The sequence below is a fragment of the Paenarthrobacter aurescens genome (genome assembly GCF_025421775.1).
Classification (GTDB): domain Bacteria; phylum Actinomycetota; class Actinomycetes; order Actinomycetales; family Micrococcaceae; genus Arthrobacter; species Arthrobacter aurescens_B.
In genome coordinates this window covers 245,477-262,922 of the sequence record NZ_JAOEFX010000006.1, presented here as the reverse complement: position 1 = coordinate 262,922, position 17,446 = coordinate 245,477, and the positions used below count along the sequence as shown (strand labels likewise).

At 62.2% G+C, this 17,446-nt stretch carries 17 protein-coding genes; 7 read left to right on the top strand and 10 right to left on the bottom strand.

Features of this window, described 5'->3' with window-relative positions:
* Positions 1–42: 42 nt before the first annotated feature.
* From N7568_RS14815 to N7568_RS14805, 3 genes are read right to left on the bottom strand one after another with little or no spacing between them, the layout of a single operon-like run.
* Entirely contained in the window at positions 43–2,001 is a 1,959-nt protein-coding gene (locus tag N7568_RS14815) for a glycosyltransferase (RefSeq protein WP_261610554.1), read from the bottom strand.
* The gene (locus N7568_RS14810; RefSeq protein WP_261610553.1) at positions 1,998–3,692 is read right to left on the bottom strand and encodes an ArnT family glycosyltransferase; all 1,695 of its coding nucleotides are present in this window, start codon (positions 3,690–3,692) and stop codon (positions 1,998–2,000) included. The genes N7568_RS14815 and N7568_RS14810 overlap by 4 nt, the downstream gene beginning before the upstream one ends.
* Positions 3,682–5,673: a cellulose biosynthesis cyclic di-GMP-binding regulatory protein BcsB gene (locus tag N7568_RS14805; protein ID WP_261610552.1), complete on the bottom strand. Its 1,992-nt coding sequence runs from the start codon at positions 5,671–5,673 to the stop codon at positions 3,682–3,684. Before N7568_RS14805 ends, N7568_RS14810 begins: the two co-directional genes overlap by 11 nt.
* Before the next feature lie 161 nt (positions 5,674–5,834).
* Here N7568_RS14805 and N7568_RS14800 point away from each other — a divergent pair, with 161 nt between their 5' ends.
* Positions 5,835–6,128 carry a DUF503 domain-containing protein gene (locus N7568_RS14800; protein ID WP_261610551.1) on the top strand — a complete coding sequence of 98 codons (294 nt, stop codon included), beginning with the start codon at positions 5,835–5,837 and terminating at the stop codon, positions 6,126–6,128.
* A 6-nt stretch (positions 6,129–6,134) separates the two neighbouring features.
* Here N7568_RS14800 and N7568_RS14795 read toward each other — a convergent pair whose 3' ends face one another.
* Complete coding sequence (locus N7568_RS14795; RefSeq protein WP_261610550.1) at positions 6,135–6,776, bottom strand: GntR family transcriptional regulator; 642 nt, start codon at positions 6,774–6,776, stop codon at positions 6,135–6,137.
* Between the two features lie 217 nt (positions 6,777–6,993).
* Between N7568_RS14795 and N7568_RS14790 the strand changes: the two genes are divergently transcribed.
* From N7568_RS14790 to N7568_RS14765, 6 genes are read left to right on the top strand one after another with little or no spacing between them, the layout of a single operon-like run.
* Positions 6,994–8,361, top strand: coding sequence for an MFS transporter (locus N7568_RS14790; protein ID WP_261610549.1), 1,368 nt, complete (start codon positions 6,994–6,996; stop codon positions 8,359–8,361).
* Complete coding sequence (locus tag N7568_RS14785) at positions 8,358–9,152, top strand: carbon-nitrogen family hydrolase (protein WP_261610548.1); 795 nt, start codon at positions 8,358–8,360, stop codon at positions 9,150–9,152. The genes N7568_RS14790 and N7568_RS14785 overlap by 4 nt, the downstream gene beginning before the upstream one ends.
* Positions 9,153–9,172: 20 nt before the next feature.
* Complete coding sequence (locus N7568_RS14780; RefSeq protein ID WP_261610547.1) at positions 9,173–9,856, top strand: DUF2848 domain-containing protein; 684 nt, start codon at positions 9,173–9,175, stop codon at positions 9,854–9,856.
* Positions 9,856–11,328 (top strand): 4-hydroxyphenylacetate 3-hydroxylase family protein, encoded by a 1,473-nt coding sequence (locus N7568_RS14775; protein ID WP_261610546.1) that lies wholly within the window; start codon positions 9,856–9,858, stop codon positions 11,326–11,328. Before N7568_RS14780 ends, N7568_RS14775 begins: the two co-directional genes overlap by 1 nt.
* Before the next feature lie 2 nt (positions 11,329–11,330).
* On the top strand, positions 11,331–11,702 hold the full coding sequence (locus N7568_RS14770) for a cupin domain-containing protein (protein ID WP_261610545.1): 372 nt from the start codon (positions 11,331–11,333) through the stop codon (positions 11,700–11,702).
* A gap of 1 nt (position 11,703) precedes the next feature.
* On the top strand, positions 11,704–12,228 hold the full coding sequence (locus N7568_RS14765; RefSeq protein ID WP_089593578.1) for a flavin reductase family protein: 525 nt from the start codon (positions 11,704–11,706) through the stop codon (positions 12,226–12,228).
* Between the two features lie 76 nt (positions 12,229–12,304).
* On the opposite strand, the gene N7568_RS14760 is transcribed toward N7568_RS14765, so the two are convergent.
* The 6 genes from N7568_RS14760 to N7568_RS14735 form a co-directional block, all read right to left on the bottom strand.
* Positions 12,305–12,625, bottom strand: coding sequence for a putative quinol monooxygenase (locus N7568_RS14760; protein WP_261610544.1), 321 nt, complete (start codon positions 12,623–12,625; stop codon positions 12,305–12,307).
* Positions 12,626–12,795: 170 nt separating this feature from the next.
* The gene (locus tag N7568_RS14755) at positions 12,796–13,689 is read right to left on the bottom strand and encodes a carbohydrate ABC transporter permease (protein WP_261610543.1); all 894 of its coding nucleotides are present in this window, start codon (positions 13,687–13,689) and stop codon (positions 12,796–12,798) included.
* Positions 13,689–14,705, bottom strand: a complete 1,017-nt coding sequence (locus N7568_RS14750; protein ID WP_261610542.1) for a carbohydrate ABC transporter permease — start codon at positions 14,703–14,705, stop codon at positions 13,689–13,691. Before N7568_RS14750 ends, N7568_RS14755 begins: the two co-directional genes overlap by 1 nt.
* 5 nt (positions 14,706–14,710) lie before the next feature.
* The gene (gene ngcE / locus N7568_RS14745) at positions 14,711–16,120 is read right to left on the bottom strand and encodes an N-acetylglucosamine/diacetylchitobiose ABC transporter substrate-binding protein (protein ID WP_261610541.1); all 1,410 of its coding nucleotides are present in this window, start codon (positions 16,118–16,120) and stop codon (positions 14,711–14,713) included.
* Positions 16,121–16,296: 176 nt separating this feature from the next.
* Entirely contained in the window at positions 16,297–16,923 is a 627-nt protein-coding gene (locus N7568_RS14740; protein ID WP_261610540.1) for a hypothetical protein, read from the bottom strand.
* 97 nt (positions 16,924–17,020) lie between these two features.
* Positions 17,021–17,431 carry an MmcQ/YjbR family DNA-binding protein gene (locus tag N7568_RS14735; RefSeq protein ID WP_261610539.1) on the bottom strand — a complete coding sequence of 137 codons (411 nt, stop codon included), beginning with the start codon at positions 17,429–17,431 and terminating at the stop codon, positions 17,021–17,023.
* Positions 17,432–17,446: the final 15 nt, after the last annotated feature.

The following is a 17,446-nucleotide window of genomic DNA, read 5'->3' as shown; positions in this document are numbered from 1 at the left end:
GCGGCATTTGCTCAAGATTGGCTCAAGATTCTGTGCCCTCCCTCAGGCAGTCCAGTGACCGTCGTCGTGATATTCGGCTTCCAGCCCGTGAGGTGTCTTCTCCCATTTGTGCGGGCTTGTCAGCATCTGCCACGCCGCCCGCCAGGCGGCCACTGAGTGAAGCACCCAATAGAAAGGGTTGAGAAGGGCGAAGATCGCGATCCGCCAACCGTGGCGGCGCAGTGTGGCAGCAGCGGAGACAACAATCATCATGGCATTGCCGAACAACATCGACACCACTCCTCCCACGAGCAGCCACTCCGGTAAGACCAAACCAACAATGTCGTAGCCGATGTACGTCACCACCGTGAACCCCACCACCAGCGGGTAGGCCAGGAAGGCCAAGGGCGTACCCAGGATCAGGCCGAGGAACCCGACGGTCCCGGCCAGCCCGGTGCTCTTGATGTACCGCAGGGAGTTCCGGGTATTCACGGCCGAGGTCACCATGTAGCCCTTGATCCAGCGGGTGCGCTGCTTGATCCAGGCCGGGACCTGCGAGCAGGCTTCTTCCCAGGTGGTGGAATCGATGACGCCCACACGGTATCCGTCCACGGCGGCCCGAAGTCCCAGGTCGGCGTCCTCGGTGACATTCCACGGGTCCCATGCGCCAACTTCCTTCAGCAGGGCCGTGACAAAGTGGTTCGACGTGCCGCCCAGCGGCAGCGGGATACCGGAGTTGTCCAAGCCCGGGAGCATGGAGTCGAACCAGTGGGTGTACTCGATGGTGAACATCCGGGTGAGGACGTTTTGGTCTGCGTTGAAATAGTTGAGCGCGGCCTGGACGCAGATGAGGGGCTTGCGGTCCGGGTTGAGGTGCCGGCGTTCGAATTCGTCCTGTTTGAACGCAGCTATGGACGCGCGGAGCTGACCCGGCTCAGGTCGGTCCTCGGCGTCGTAAATCACCACATACTCGCCTCTGGCGAACGTCAGTCCGTAGTTGCACGCCCGGGGCTTCGTCTGCGGATCGCCCTTCGGCACGATGAGGATGCGCACGTATTCCGGCGGCCTTGAGGCTTTCGCGGCGGCGATGGTCTCGGCGTCGTCCTCTTCGAGAAGGACCAGGACGTCCAGCTTGGACCGCGGGTAGTCCAACTGGCCCAGGTTGGTCAGCAGTTTGTCGATGATGTTGGCCTCGCGGAACACCGGTACCAGGATGGTGTAAACGGGCAGCTCGGAGTCAGGAACCCTATCCTCAGCCACCGGAGGAAGTCCGCGGAGGGCCCGCTCCCGGTCCCTCGCCCGCACCACAGCGGCATTGTGCAGTCTGTCGAAGGGACGTCGAAGACTGGCAAGACTTTTGAAGCCTATGCTCACCAGGAACACGACGTTCGCGGCGGCCAACAGCACAATGACCGCCGTCAGCGGGGACAGCACGAATGCCGCCACCAATCCAGCGACAAGAACCACGGGAAGGTAGCGCTGCCACCGGGTCAAGGCTGTGCGCGCCGATTCACCCGGCCGTTCTTCAGCGAGGCGTTCGGCCGATTCGTAAAGGAGGTGGCGGCGGAAGGAGCGTTGGATGGACTGGTTGATGTCCCAGTCGGTGGTGGTGCGGAATTCGACGTCGCTGGCCCCGAACGTCAAGGCCGCTTCATGGGCGATGGCAGCCGATGGGGCCACCGCCGTGGCGACAGTTAGGACGTCGCCGTCCATCCGCCACGGAAGCCAAAACGGCTCCCCCAGCTCGCTGTAGCCGAGCATCTCCATCAGCCGGTCGTCAACGGGCTCGGCCACCAGGTCAACCAGCGGGGCGTCCCAGTGCTCAGCCAGGACTTCATAAATCCGGCGGCGGTCCAGCCCGGCCTCCAGGATGAGGTGCCGGCCAAGGAGCCCGCCTTCGCTCGCGGCACGATCCAAGGCACCCTGAAGCTGTTCCTGGGTTACTACTCCGGCTGCGAGGAGCGTCTGGCCGATGGACTGCCGGTTAAGCGTGGCGTCCGCAACGTCTGGGGTGGGTGTCATGAGTCGGAGGACCTTTCATAGATCCGGTGGGTTGGTGTGGAGAAGGCGACGGAATAGCGGACGTTGAAAGAGGGGTCCTTGACCATGGCCTGGTACACCAGGTCCGTGGGGCCTGAATCCCGTGCACCCGTGCCCGCTTCCACGTTGACGAACACCCACTTGGCGTACTTTGCAGGGTCTTCCAGAGCAGGCCCGAAGTAGTCGCCCGATGCCCTGTTGTAGATCTCCTTGAGCGGAATGCCCAACACTGGCAGCACCGCGTTGCCCCGGGCGCTCTCGTCCATCAGGATTCCGCCGGATTCATAGTGCTGGTTGAGCCAGCGCGCGGCGGCCGTGGAATTTGTGGTTGATTCAGCGGACATTCTTCCTTCGGCCAACACGGCGAGCCGGCCTGCCGGGTCCTCAGCCCACCACACGTTCTGCACCACGAGTCCCGCCAGCAAGGCGCCGATCAGCACGGGCCTGATGCGGGCGGGCCGGGCCAGCTCGTGAACGAACACGGCAACCAGGATTGCCACCAGCGGCAGGGCCGTCAGCGCGAAGCGGTTGTTCCACCACGTGGCCGGCAGCGAGTGGTCGTTATTGATGGCCGTCTGGCCCAGGAACAGGCTCAGCAGCGCGAAAGCGTAGGCGCTGCCGGTCACCGCCACCAGCAGGGTGCTGTTGGCAAAGCCTCGCCTGAAGACAAGCACGACGCCGCCGCACGCCGCCAAGGCGAGGACCACCACGCCGGAAGTCTCCAGCAACGACCAATGGAAAGTAGTCAACGTCAGTCCCAGGTTGCCCTTGGTAGGCAACAGTCCGCCGTCGGTGATGTTCTTCTGCTGCGCGTAAGCGGAGTATTGCCCAAACATGAACTCCAGCGGATTGCCGTAAATGGCCCAGTTGTAGGAGATCCACCAGAGCACTGCTGCGGCCGGGATCATCACGTAGCCGCCGGCCATGATGAAGGCCTCCCGCCACGCCCCGGTGCGGCGCTTGGCAACGATGAGCACGAAGAGGGTCCCGGTCATGACCAGCGCCCAGCCTTCGTACCGTGACAGCACTGCCGCGGCCGACGGAATACCGGCGAAGACAGCCAGTTCACCGGCGCTCATTCGACGGCGGCTGGTTGCCCAATGCGCCAACCCCGCCATGCCGCCCACGATGCACATGATGAGCACAGGCTCGGTCAAGGCCGTGGTGTAGACGTACAGAACCGCCGGGTTGGCCAGGACCACCAGGGTGGTGGCGAGACGCCCTGCCCTGCCCAGACCAAGGCGGGCTGCTATGAGGTACAGGCCGGTCGCGGTGGCTGACAGCGCCAGGATACCCAGGATTCCTGCGGCCCAGCCCGTGCTGAACATCCACATGTTCAGGACGAAAGGGGCCAGGAGCAGGTGCGGCATGGGAAGCCAGACGGTGCCCAGCTGTTCAAAGCCGGGCGCCTTGCTGTCGAAGATGCGCCTGGCGATGGTCAGGTGGCTTTGGGCGTCGGAGTAGTCCAGGTTGGTGCCGTGGCCGATCGTGTAGAGGCAGGCGACGTAACCCACCACCAGTGAAACCACCGCGATGATCCTGGTGCCGGGAACTTTGCGGCCAACCACTGGCGCACCCAGCCGGGCCCAGCCCCTCGTGACCAGCAGTGTCAGGGACCGCAGCGCCGGCCGCCGGTGGGCAGCCCGGCGCCGTGTGGCGACGCTAGTTGCCATGATCCGATGGGGTGGCCGCCTGTTCAGCGTCCACGTAAGCCTGCGCTTCCTTGGCACGACGCCGCATCAACAAGCTACGAAGTACGTAGGCCAGCCCCAGCACAACCACTGCCCCTCCGATCCACCAGGCGTAGGGCCGGTAGTCGTCTGTGACAGCCTTCTGCGGAACCACCACGTTGCTTTCCAGCAGGACGGGCGTGCCGGAGGGTTGCGTGACCAGGAGGTTCCGGGAAAGTGAAGCCCAGCCGCCTTCAACACCACTGACGTGGGAGGCCAGCGACGCTTGAAGCGTGGACACCGCTGCAGTCTCGCCTTCCGGCGCCCAAGCACCGAGGAGCAAAAGATCGCGGCCGCCCTGTTCAAAGGCCTCCAACACCCCGAACGGCGCGGTGGTGCCCACGCCGTATTCGACGTCGGCAGGTGCGATGGTGCGGAACTCCGCCAACCGCAGCGGTGCCGAGAGCTTGTTGGCGACGTCCGCGGTGGCGCCCACCACCAGTCCGGACTCGCTGGAGCCAGCCAAGGTGTCGATGCCCACCACGCGGGCGTCCAGCAAGGAGGCACTGTCACGCTGCAGGGCTGCTACCAAGGTGGCTGCGTTGACGGTGTTGGCTTGTGCGTTGCCGTCGGCGAAGGCCACGGGAACGCTCTGGCCAAGGGCTTGGGGAAACCGTGCGAAGCCGGGCTTTGTGGAACCGCCGCGGACGGCGGTAAGGGTGCTTCCCGCGGTGTCCAGGGTTACTTCCATGGGCATGATGCCCGCCGGTCCCGTGCAATCGCCGCCCGCAGGGAGGGCGGCCAAGCGGATCCGCAGGCCGTTCTTCGCCTGAAGCTGGCCGGCTGGAACGTCGGCGTCCACCGTGAAGGCGTCACCGCCGTCGAGGTTCTTTGAACTGAGAAGGTAGTCGTTCCAGAAGACCGAGATCTGCGCCTGGGCGTTGTCGGGAACGGCCGTGTGCGTGCCCTTGAGCTGAACCTTTACCGATGAAACCGGGCCGCCGAACTGTGACTGGGTGACTCCCACGTAGGATTCCGGGGTGCCGTAGCCGGACAGCTTGAGGGTGCTGCTTCCGAGGTCTTTGAGGCTCTGCGTCAGTCCGGGAGCGGCAGGCAGGGCGGACGTCAGCCCTGTGACGGATGACGTCACGGCGAGCGCCGTCTTGTCGCTGGCCAGTGCCCGGGCAGCGGTGCGGAGCTGGTCATCGTGGCCGCTGAGGATAAGCTGCGGCAGCCCGGCGGCAGTGCCGAGCGTGGTGCTGATCTCGCCCTGGTCGGCTACGACACTGAGAACACGGCTGCCCGACGGCAGGGTCGCGGCCCGCGCCGCCAAGTCAGCTTCCGCCACAATGCTGATGCTGGCGTCCGGGTAGCGCTGGGACATGGCAGCGGAAGCAGTCATGACGGCAGCGGAAACATCCGCGCCGGGATCAGCCGGCACAGGAAGCACGACGGCGGGCACGGACACCGGGAAGAACTCGCCAACCGTGCTGGGAGCCTTTGCCGTTCCACTGAAGTCCACCACCAGGTTGTTGAGGGTGGCTGTGGCAGTGGAGACGACGCACATGGTTTGCGTTGCGGGGACGAATTGCAGCCCTACCGTCAGTTGCTGGCCAACAACGTCCGCGCCTGTTACTGCGGCGTCAAGGGGGATGCTGGCGGCCGCGCTGGCCTCGAGGACTACCCGGCCATTGACCGTTGCCCGGACCGTGCCTTCAGGCTTCCCCGACACTGCGATGGCCCCCTTCACCCGGGTGGGTTCCAAGCCCGCTGTCACGGGCACCACCAATGTCTGCTCAGCTTGGCCCGCGAGGGCCGAGACGCTTGATGAGGTCTGCAGGGCAGATCCTTGCGCGGGTGCGGCGGTGGCACCCGGAACCGTGGCGGTCGCAAGCGCCAGGGTTGCGGCGCCTACGAGCAGGATCCGGACCGTGCGTGGTCTGGCGTGGAGGCGCGGGCGTGGTCTGGCAGGGGTTTGGGTCACGATGTCAGTCCTGAGTAACTAGCAGCGAATGAGTCCGTCAGCCATATAAGGCCAACCTCATAGACACTGCCAACCCCAACTCAAGGTGCGTTACTGCATTTCCTCAAGATTCCATCAAGTCCTCACAGTTCCATCCCACTGACCTGCGGCGATAATGAACCATGTGGATCGGCTGGATTGAATTCGACGTCCTGTTGGGCGATGTACATAGCCTCAAGGAGAAACGCTCGCTGATGCGGCCGCTCGTGGCCGAACTCAAGCGGCGCTTCGATGTTTCAGCTGCTGAGACCGGGCTGCAGGACCAGCATCGGCGGGCCTTGGTTGGCGCGGCCGTAGTGTCCCCGGATCATGCCCACCTCCAGCAAGTGCTCGACGCCGTTGAACGGTTCGTGGCTGCCCGGCCTGAGTTTGAGCTGCTCAGCGCACGGCAGCGGGAGCTGCATAGCGAGGACTAGCGGAGCCTAGTACCCGATGACCGCCAAGCGGGTGGACTCCAAGTGTGCATCGATGGCTTGGTGTGCTGCTTCGAGGCTTCGGCTGCGGAGGGCGTCAACGATCAGTTGGTGTTCCCGGAGGACGTCTCCGGCGCGGTCTGCGCCTCGGGTTACTGCTTTGACGCCGATCCTGAGTTGTTTTTGCCGTAGCGACGCGTAGAAGTCGGCGAGGACAGGGTTGCCCCCGGCACGAACCATCAAGGTGTGGAATTCGGTGTCGAGTTCGATGAACCGGGCTGGATCTTCCTTGGCTTCCTGCTGTTGTTCGATGATTCCCTGGAAGGCATCAATCTGCGCTTCGAGCATGGTTTCCACTGCCGAAACAGCCCACTTCTCCACCACGGACCTGGCCTGCAGGATGGCACGGACGTCGGGATCCGAGATGGGTGGCACGTAGGCGCCTTTGTGCGGGATCCGTTTGACGAATCCTTCAGCTTCAAGGCGCAGCAGTGCCTCGCGCACGGGGGTTCGTGAGGTACCTGTGGTCTTGGCCAGGACTCCCTCGTTCAGGAAAGTTTCTTCCTCACGGGGCAGGGCTGCGATGTAGCTTTTCATCCACTGGTAGGCCACTTCTGGCTGCGACTGTGCAGTGGGGGTCATCTGGATCATGCAGAGCCTTTCTCGCGTAGCCCAGTATACGAGTTGCATTCAGAAGCTTTGGGACGTCTGGAAAACTTCTGCTTCAAATATAGACAGGTTGTATACAACTCGTCTACAGTGATGTTCAGTGACCCCGCTCACGCATCGGAAAAACCCCAATTTCCTGGGAGCCCGGCTGTCTGACTCACCGGAAGCCCGCGTCTCCCCCTCGCAAAGGATCCCCAGAATGACCGATTTGAAGAAAGCAGAACTCAGGCAACAGAAACACTCAAGCCTGCCTGTTGTGGCTGCTTCGAGCCTGGCCGGCACAGCCGTCGAATGGTACGACTTCTTTCTCTACGGCACCGCCGCTGCTCTGGTATTCAACAAGCTCTACTTCCCCACCGACGATCCCCTGGTGGGCACCATGCTGGCACTCGGAACGTTCGCGGCCGGCTTCCTGGCCCGCCCGATCGGCGCCATCGTCCTTGGTCACCTGGGCGACAAACACGGGCGACGCGCCACCCTGGTAGCCAGCCTGATGCTCATGGGCGTGGCCACCACGCTCATTGCCTTCATCCCGTCGTACGCCGCAATCGGCATTGCAGCACCCTTGCTCCTCCTCCTGTTGCGCCTGATTCAGGGATTTGCGCTAGGCGGCGAGTGGGGCGGGGCCGTCCTCCTCGTCTCGGAACACAGCAATGAAAGCGCCCGGCGCGCCTTCTGGGCGTCCTGGCCCAACATGGGCCCGCCCCTCGGAAACCTGATGGCCGCCGGAGTCCTGGCCATCCTCGCCGCCACCATGCCGGAGAGCGAGTTCCTGGCGTGGGGTTGGCGCATCGCATTCGGCTTGTCCGCGCTCCTGGTGGTCATCGGCCTCGTACTGCGGCTCTATGTACAGGAAACCCCGCTGTTCAAGGAAGCACAGCGGAAGCGCGAAGCCGAAGGCAACAAGGAACGGAAGATGCCGCTGGCCATCCTGTTCCGCCGCAACTGGCGCGAAATCCTCATCGCAACCGGCAGCCGGATGGGTGAGAACGCAGGCTTCTACATCTACTCGCTGTTCATCATCACCTACGTCACCCAGATCATGGGGCTGCAGCGGCAGACAGGCCTCACCGCCGTCATGATCGGGCAGGGCGTGGCCGTCGTCGCTATTCCCATTCTGGCGCTGTACGCGGACAAGGTAGGGCGGAAGCCCATCCTGATCGGCGCCTCGATTGCCACCATGGTGTGGGCCTTCGCGTTCTTTGCCCTGCTCAACACCGGCCAGGTGTGGGGCATCATCGCCGCAGCTGTCGGCGGACTCCTGATCTTCGCGGCGTACAGCTCGGTGATCGGAGCTTTCTTCTCCGAGCTCTTCCCGACGGATGTCCGGTACAGCGGTACTTCCGTTGCCTACAACCTGGCCTCTCTGATCGCTGGATCGTTGTCTCCGATCATCGCCTTGGCCCTCTACAGCGCATTCGGCACTGGCTATGCGATCGGCATCTACCTTGCCGTCATGGGCTTGATCTCCATGGTCTCGGTGATGTTCGCCAAGGAAACCAAGGGCCTGAAGCTCAGCGACCTGGACAAGGATCCACACGGCGCCCCGGAAAAGGAAAAAGCATGAAAATCGCACTCGTCCAGGTGGCAAGCCCGGACTCCGAAACCCGCGAAGACCGGATCGATCGCGTTGAAGCGATCCTTCGGGGCATCAGCGGCGCCGAACTGATTGTCCTTCCCGAACTGTGGAGCGCAGGCTATTTCCACTTCGACGAATACGAGGCTTTGGCGGAGACACTCACCGGCCCCACCGTTTCCATGTGCTCACGGGTTGCCGCCGACTTGGGCGTTTACGTTCACCTCGGCAGCATCATCGAGGCCGGCGAGGATGGCCGGCTCAGCAACACCTCCATCCTGCTGGGACCGGACGGCACCATAGCCCACACGTATCGGAAGATCCACGTGTTCGGCTACAAGTCCAAGGAGGCAAGCCTGCTGACGGCAGGGTCCTCGCTCCCCGTAGTCCCCTTGCCGTTCGGGTCCGTTGCCGGCATCACCTGCTACGACCTCCGCTTTCCGGGTTTGTGGATGGAGCTGAGCACACGGGGTGCGGAGATCGTGATCGTTCCCGCGGCCTGGCCTGCCGCCCGGCGTGAACACTGGCGCCTGCTCACCACTGCCCGGGCGCTGGAGCACCAGATCTTCGTGATTGCTTGCAACGCCGCAGGCACGCAGGAAGGCGTGGAGCTCGGCGGACACAGCAAAGTGGTGGACCCTGCCGGCCACGTCCTCGCCGAAGCGGACGCCGGGGAATCGGTGCTCATGGTGGACATCGACCCAGGCCAGGTCAACGCAGTCCGCACGGAATTCCCCGTCATCGGTGACCGCCTGGCCGACTACAACGCATTGACAGTTTAGAAGCCATCCAAGGAGACGGAATGGAAACAACAAGGCAAGTCCCACTCACCTTCCGGGTGGTGGGCACAGACAAGACCATCGTGGTCACGGATTTCCACGGAGTGGTGGCAGGTTACACAGGCCGGGATCCAAAAGCCGTGCAGCACCACATCGATGAGCTGGCTGCCATCGGCGTAGCCCCGCCGCCCGAGGTGCCCATGTTCTACCGCATGGACTCGGACCTGTTCGAGACGACGGGCGAGCATGACACCTCGGAGAACCTGACCTCCGGTGAGATCGAGCCTCTCTATATCCGCCACAACGGCCAGTACTACCTCGGCATCGGCTCGGACCACACGGACCGCGACATTGAAGCCCAGGACATTGGCGATTCAAAGCGTGCATGTCCCAAGCCCGTAGCCGGCGAGGTCATCGCCGTCGAATCCCTGGACGACCTTGATCTGGACGACTGCACCGCCCGTTCGTGGGTGGACGGCAATCTGTACCAGGAGGGTTCGTTGAGCGGCCTGCGCAAGCCAGCCGACGTCGTCGAGCGCCTTCTGGCCCGAACCGACATCGGTGACGCCGACTTCATGTGCCTCGGCGGCACCCTGCCGCTTCTGAACGGAAAGTTCGTGGACGGAACTTCCTGGAAGTTGGAGCTCTCCTTCCCGAATGGGACCACCATTGAACATAACTACAAAATCAAGAAAGGCTCACTCTGATGAGGACCGGAAATGAGTATCTGAAGTCCCTGAACGACGGCCGGACGGTGATCCTCGACGGCGAGGTAGTCGGCAACGTCCTGGAACACCCGGCGTTCGCGAAGGTTGCCCGGACCATGTCCGAGCTGTTCGATATCGCAGCCGATCCCGCCAACGGAATGCAGTTCCACTCCGAGGAGATCGACGGACCGGCCAACCGGACCTTCGCCGCTCCCCGCACGCAGGAAGAGCTGGTCCTGCGGCGCCAGGCAATCGAAAAGTGGGCCAAGCACACCCACGGCTGGGTAGGCCGCAGCCCTGACCACGTAGGGACCTTCTTTGCCGCGTTCGGCTCCCATCCGGAAGTCTTCAAGAACGACGAGCGCGATTTCGCGGGCAACGTGGAGCGGTACTACAAGAAGATCCTGTCCGAGAACCTCTACCTCTCCTACGCGATCATTCCCCCGCAGGTCTCCCGCGCGACCACAGCGTCCGGTTGGGAAGGCGAATACCTGCAGGTCGGCGTCGTGCGTGAAACCGAGGAGGGCATCATTGTCCGCGGTTCACAGATGCTCGCCACCGGCGCGGCCATTGCCGACGAAGTTTTTGTCACCTGCATCAAGCCGCTGGGCCCGGACGACGTGGACTTCGCGGTCAGCTTCGCCATCCCGGTAGCTACCGATGGCCTGAAGCTCTACTGCCGACGCCCGTTCGCACCGGCCGCCACCAGCGACTTCGACTACCCATTGACCAGCCATTACGACGAGCCGGACGCCCTGGTGGTCTTCGACGACGTCCTCATCCCGTGGGACCGCGTCTTCATCAACCGCAACATCGACACGCTGCGCCGCCAATTCTTCGACACCGGCGCCCACGCCCTGGGCAACTGGCAGGCCCAGATCCGGTTCTCCACCAAGCTGAAGTTCATCGCCTCCGTAGCCCGCAAGGTCACCCAGGTAAACGGCACGGACAAGATTCCCGGCGTCCAGGAGAAGCTCGGCGAACTCGCCGCGATTGTCCAGTCCGTAGAGTCTGCCGTACTGGCTGCCGAGTACACGGCAACAACGGACGACGCCGGGATGAGGGTCCCGGGAAAGAGTGCACTGTACGGGGCCATGGGCCTGCAGTCCGAGACGTACCCGCGAGTGATCTCGATCCTCCGCGACTTGGTGGGCGGCGGCGTCCTGCAGTTGCCCTCCAGCATCGCCGACATGACCAGCAGCGTCACCCGGCCGGACATGGAACGCTACGTCCAGTCCCCCGGCGTCAGCAGCGAGGAGCGCGTCAAGCTCTTCAAACTCGCCTGGGACATCATCGGGTCCGAGTTCGCCGGCCGCCACCAGCAGTACGAGATGTTCTATGCCGGTGCGCCCTTCGTGGTTCGAGGCGCCTACACCTACCGGAACTACGGCTACGACGCCTTGGTGGCGGAGCTGGACACGTTCCTCGGTTCCTACAGCATCGCGGGCTCCACTGAATCGGAGGGGAACTGACCATGGCCAAGCCCGAATTCGAGTTCACCCCCGTGTCCTCTGTGGACTTCGCACCGTGCAACCCGCACATCGAGGGCCTGTCCGAGGCGATTCTTGCCCGGGATTCGGACAATGACAGCGTCACCCGGATCCTCAAGTTCGAGCCCGGCACGGACACCTCTCCCAACGGCGTCCTGACACACGATTTCTGGGAAGAAGTCTTCATTTTCGAGGGCTCGTTCGTGGACCAGCGACTCGGCAAGACCTTCAAGGCCGGCGACTGGGCCACCCGCCCGCCGGGCATGGAACACGGACCGTGGGTTTCCGAGAATGGAGCCAAGATGTTTGAGGTTCGCTACTACACGGATCCCGCACCAGCTGAGCGGAGCAACTGACATGAGCCTGGCACCAGCCTTCACTATCCCCGATGCCATGGGGATGCGCCGCGCCATGGGCCGCTTCCTCACGGGCGTCGCCGTGGTTACCACCCAGCATGAGGACGAGCAGTACGGGATGACCATCAGCTCGCTGACGTCCATCAGCCTGGAACCGCCCATCCTGATGATCTCTTTGAATTTCGGGACCAGGACCGGTGAAGCCCTGATGGAGAGTGGCAAGTTCGCGGTGTCCATCCTCGGCGCGAAGCAGGAGTCGGTGGCCCGGCGGTTCGCCGTCCGCGGCGGGGACCGATTCGGCGACGGAGACTTCGACGTCACCGACAACGGTCTTCCGGTGATCAAGGGCGCCCTCGCCCAGGCGGATTGCAGCGTGGTGCAGCAGTACGACGTCGGCGATCACCAGGTCTTCTTCGGCCAGGTCACCACGTGCCGGGACCGGGACGGCGAAGTGCTCGCGTTCAAGGCTGGCCGCTTCGGTTCATTCTCCGACTTCGGCCATGCAGAGATTCCTTGGATGTTCTAAGAGATGCTTGATTCTGAGTAGTACCTAAAAAGGCGGTGCCGGGCTCAACGAGTCCGGCACCGCCTTTTCGCGTTCCCTACGCGATGGTCAGCTCGCCCATGCGGTCCCAGCCGCTGCCTTCGAACTGGCGGCTGATGATGTGGGGAGTCTCCAACAGTGCCTGGGGCATGTCCGCCATGGCCTTCTTGAAGTGTTCGCTGTTGACGTGGGCCTCAGCGGCATCGTCCTGGAACGCTTCCACCAGGACAAACTCATTCGGGTTGTCCACGCTGCGGGACCAGTCGAACCACAGGTTTCCGGGTTCTGCGCGGGTTGCTTCGGTGAAGTCTCCCACGAGGTCCAGCCAGCGCTCGGACCAGTCGGGCTTGACGTTGAACTTGACCACAATGAAGATCACGGGCTGCTGCCTTTCGTTGCACTACAGAATCTGTTCCATCCTGACAGAGTTTTTGTACAGCAAACGCCCTTAACCGGCCTTCTAAAGGGCGGGAGCTGCACAAAAACTCGACGGCGGCCCACACCATAAGGTGGGGACCGCCGTCGAACGCTGTCTTTGGCTTGGTCGAACTACTTGGACGTGCCTTGCGATACGGAACCCTGCAGCTGGCGCTGGAAGATCACGTAGACAATGAGCACCGGAATGACGGTGACGCTGACGGCTGCGAACAGTGCGCCATAGTCAACGGCATAGCCCATCTGGCCGGCGAAGGCCGCGAGTTCCTGGGACAGGACGCGTGGGCCGGCGGCGTTGATGGACACCGGAATCAGGAACTGGTTCCAGAGGCCCAGGAAGTTGAAGATGGCAACCGAGGCCAAGCCCGGCTTGGCCATCGGCAGCATGACCTGGAAGAACGTCCGCCACTCCCCTGCGCCGTCAAGGGCTGCCGCCTCGGTAATTTCGTGAGGCAGCGACTTGAAGAAGGAGAACAGGAAGAACACCGTGAACGGAAGCGCGAAGCCCACGTACACCAGGATGAGTCCCGGCAAGGTGTTCAAGAGGCCCATGTTCTTCAGGACGAAGAACAACGGCACCATGGCCAGGAAGATCGGGAACGTCAGGCCGGCCAGCATCAGGTAGTAGATGGCCCGGCTGCCCGGGAACGTGTAACGCGCCAGAACGTAGGCACACATGGCACCCAGGACCATGACGATCACCAGGGCAACTGCAACAACGACTACCGAGTTCAGGAAGGCGCTTCCGATCCCCGCTTCGCTCCATGCCTTGACGTAGTTGTCCAGTTTCCACTGTGCCGGCAAGGCGAACGGCGAGGCAAAGATCTCGCTGGACGTCTTGAAGGAGGACATGAACGTCCACAGCAGCGGAAGGATGACGATGAGCGTCCAAATGGTCAAAGCCGTGTGCGACACGGCTCCCACCACTTTGTCGCCCTTTGTGGTTGCGGGCGTCCGCGGTTGGAAGTGCAGCGACTTCATTTCCGGAGTTGAGACTTTTGTTGTCATTACAGACTCACATCCTTGTCGCCGCCGGTGAGCCGGTTAATGAGGAACACCAAGCCGGAGAAAATCAGCGTTGCAATTGCCAGGACAACGCCCATGGCGCTTGCAAGCCCGAACTGACCCTTGCTGAAGGCAGTGAAGAACAGCTGTTGGGCCATGACCAGCGTGGAGTTGTCCGGGCCACCGCCCGAGTTCAGTGCCGCCATGTAAACGAAGGCGTCCAATGCCAGGATTCCCATGTAGATGTAGGCGGTCTGGATGTTGTCGCGGATCAAAGGGATGGTGATGGAGACTGCGGTGCGGAACCGACCTGCGCCATCGATCCTGGCAGCTTCGAAAAGCTCGGCAGGAATGCCCTTGATGCCCGCAACGAAGAGGACCATGTAGAAGCCAACGAAGCCCCAGACGATCACGAACATGGTGGCAATCATGGCGGTGTTCTTGTCACCGAGCCACGCGAAGTCCTTGAACTGGTCAAAGCCGAGGCCCGTCAGGATGCCATTGAGCAGGCCACCGGATGGATCGTAGATCTGTCCCCACATGATGCCGATGGCCACTGCGGGAATCGTGTACGGAAAGAACGAAACCACGCGGTAGAAGCTGGAATTGCGCAAACCCTTGATCTGGCCTTTGCTGCTCCCGCCTACAGTCACCAACGAGGCAAGCACCAGGCTCAGGATGATGGTGATGATGGGGAGGAAGATGACCAGGACGATGTTGTTGGACATCGCCTTCATGAAGATGTCGTCGGTAAAGATCTTCACGTAGTTTTCGAGACCGATGAAGTTCTGGTTGGGCGAGAAACCGGACCAGTCCGTCAGCGAATACCCGAATGCCTGGATAAAGGGCCAAATCACGAACAACAGGTAGATCGCCAACGGCAGTCCGAGGAACACCGCGAAGAAACTGACCTTGTCCCATGTCAACGGCTTCCGCCGCCGCTTTATCACTTGCTGTGGAGCCGTCGCCGGAACGACGGCGGCCAGGCCGTCGTCGTTCCGGCTCTGCTGAGTTTTCACTGAAGTCACTTCACTTCGATCTTCTTGACCGAGCTGTCGTTACGGACCTTGTCGGTGATGTTCTGCAGTGCGGAGGTGAGGGTTGCAACGTCCGATTTGCCGTCCAGGAAGGTGTTCCAGACAACCAGCTGGTCCTTGTTGGTGCCGTACAGGTCAATGAAGTTCCAGGTGTAGATGTTCTCGCCGGCATCGCTGAGCATCTTCGTCTGTGAAACCAAAGCCGTGGAACCGAACCCATCGGCCGGAACAGTGTCCTTGACGATGGTTGGAGCCAGTTTGGTCTTGGCGAAGTTGGTGGCGGCTTCCTTGGACAACATGATGCGGAGCAGTTCCTTGCCGCCGGCAGCGTTCTTGCCCTGCGACGGGACAATGAACGGCTCGCCTGCGGCACTGTGAAGTGCTGTCTGCGGCATCTTGGGGCTGGCACTTACGGACGGGGCCGGGGCGCCCATCATGTTGAAGCCGGCCTTGGTCTGGTCCTTCATTTCGTTTTCAATCCATGAACCCGACGGGTAGAACACAGCTTCCTGGGCGTTGCTCCACTGCGCCTGGGCTGCCGTGAACTGGGTGCCTGAACCGCCCGGCTTGAAGAAGCCGGCCTTGACGATCTTGTCCAGGGCGGTGAAGACGGACTGGATGGCCGGGTGCGACCAGCAATCGGCCTTGAGGTTCTCAAGGCCGAGACGGACATCGTCGCCGCCTTCCTTGATGGCAGATGCAATGGCCAGTTCCTGGTAGTACGTGGCCGCTTCCTTGCCCCAGACGAAGAGGTACTTGCCCTTGGCTTTGGCTTGCTCGCCCAAGGCGTACATCTCATCCCAGGTCTTGGGAACGGTCCAGCCGTTTTCCTTGAGCAAGGCGTCGGAGTACCACACAGCGAAGACGGTCAACACGTAGTTCAAGGCGGCAAGTTTGCCATCGAACGTGCCTGGAGCCAGTACACCGGTGTACAGGGTGTCCTTGATGACCTTGTCTTCAAGGTTCTTGGCCTCCACAACGCTGGTGAGGTCTTCAAGCTGGGCAAGGATGGTGCTGAAGCCGATGGACTTCGCGCCGGAGTTGTCGATCAGGTCCGGCGGGTTGCCACCGACGAAGCGCGGCTGAAGTTCCTGCGCGATGTCCGTGGACGGGGAAATCTTGGCAGTGGAACCCTCGTGGGTCTTCTCAAAGATCTTGCCCGCGAACTCGACATAGTCGATGCCGTAGCCGCCCTTGAAGATCACGGCGTCGATGGTGGCTTTGTCTGCCATGCCGAACGGGTTGGTGTCGGAGACAGTGCCTGTGGGGCCGGTGGTGGTGGTGCCGCCACCTGCGGCACATGAAGCAATGGTTCCCCCCATGGGCACGAGCACGGCTGCAGCGAGTGCTCCACGCAGGAATCCACGGCGACCGACGGACTGGTGCTGAACGTTCATTTCTAAACCCTCCAGTGACTCGTAGTGTCGACTGTTGCGGCGGGAAAGCCGTTCAGTCAGACAGTCTGGGTTGGCGCTCTGGCAGCACCAACCTTCTGTGACATAATTCACCACGAATGATCGAAAATCAATATTTCGTGGCAGTTTCGATCAACATTTGTCAAAGCGTGATCTTTCTACGGACCTTCAGCCAAGGCCTTCCCGCACTCGGTGATGGCTTCCCGGGCCAGGGCCCTTTGCCGCTCAGTTCCCAGTCTTTCCGCCCATTGCTCGGCCAATTGGAACTCCACCAAGGCCTCGGTGAGACGCTTTTTACCGCGCAGAAACGAGCCCAGGCTTGCGTGCAAAGCAATCATCCAGCGCTTGGTTCGCTCATCATGGGCCGTAGAGGCATATTCGAGGGCGCTCCGCATCCACACCTCGGCGTTTGCGGCATCTGCGATGGAGAGCATGTGCAGCGCATCCACGGCCAGGAATTCCTCACCAAGGTGGTCCGCCAACTCCGCTGCCTGCTCCAGGAGGGGGACTGCCATGGCGGGTCGCCCGCCGGAGTTCAACACCCGGCCCCGCTCCAGGAGGATCCGCACGCCGACGGTGGGCTCGTCGTCGTCTATTTCATCCAGGAGGGCATCGGCTTCGTCGAAGCGGCCCTGCAGACTGATGGCCCGTCCAAGTTGCGTTGCCAGCTCAGCCCGCTCGTCGGCGTCGTACATCTCCTCGATCATCGCGGCGCGGAACGTAGCCTCGGAAGCTACCGGATCGCGAAAGTTCCATAGGTGGTCCAGTGTTTTCTGATCCAGCATCAAACCGCTCCTGACCAGCGCTGTGGCTGAGGTCTTTAGGTATGCAGTATCAATCTAGCCCCATGTCAGCGCCGTGGGGAGTGTGCTTGCGGGCGTGTCAGCTGCCGCGCGGATTGGTGAGTCTGGCCCAGCCCAACTGCTCCTGCTGCTTGCGGCTCAGGGTGGCAACAACAAGGTCATAGGAGTCCTCCACCATGTCCCTGACCATGTCATCGGAGAGGGCCCCATCCAGCCGGACACCGTTCCAGTGGGTCTTGTTCATATGCCAGGCACCCGTGATCTCGGGGTTGGCGGCCCTGAGCTGTTCGGCCAACGCCGGCTCACATTTGAGGCTCACGGACCAGTTGTCCGGGTCCATCGAGGACAGGGCGAACATCTTTGCCTCGTGCCGGGTTCCACCAGCGACGGCGGCTCGCACCTTGAAGACGGATGTCTCGGGACCGAAGGGGAAGTCTTCGAAGGCACCGGGAAAACCCAGGCAGATGTCGCGGAGGCGGGAAACGTCCATGCAGTGAGCCTACTG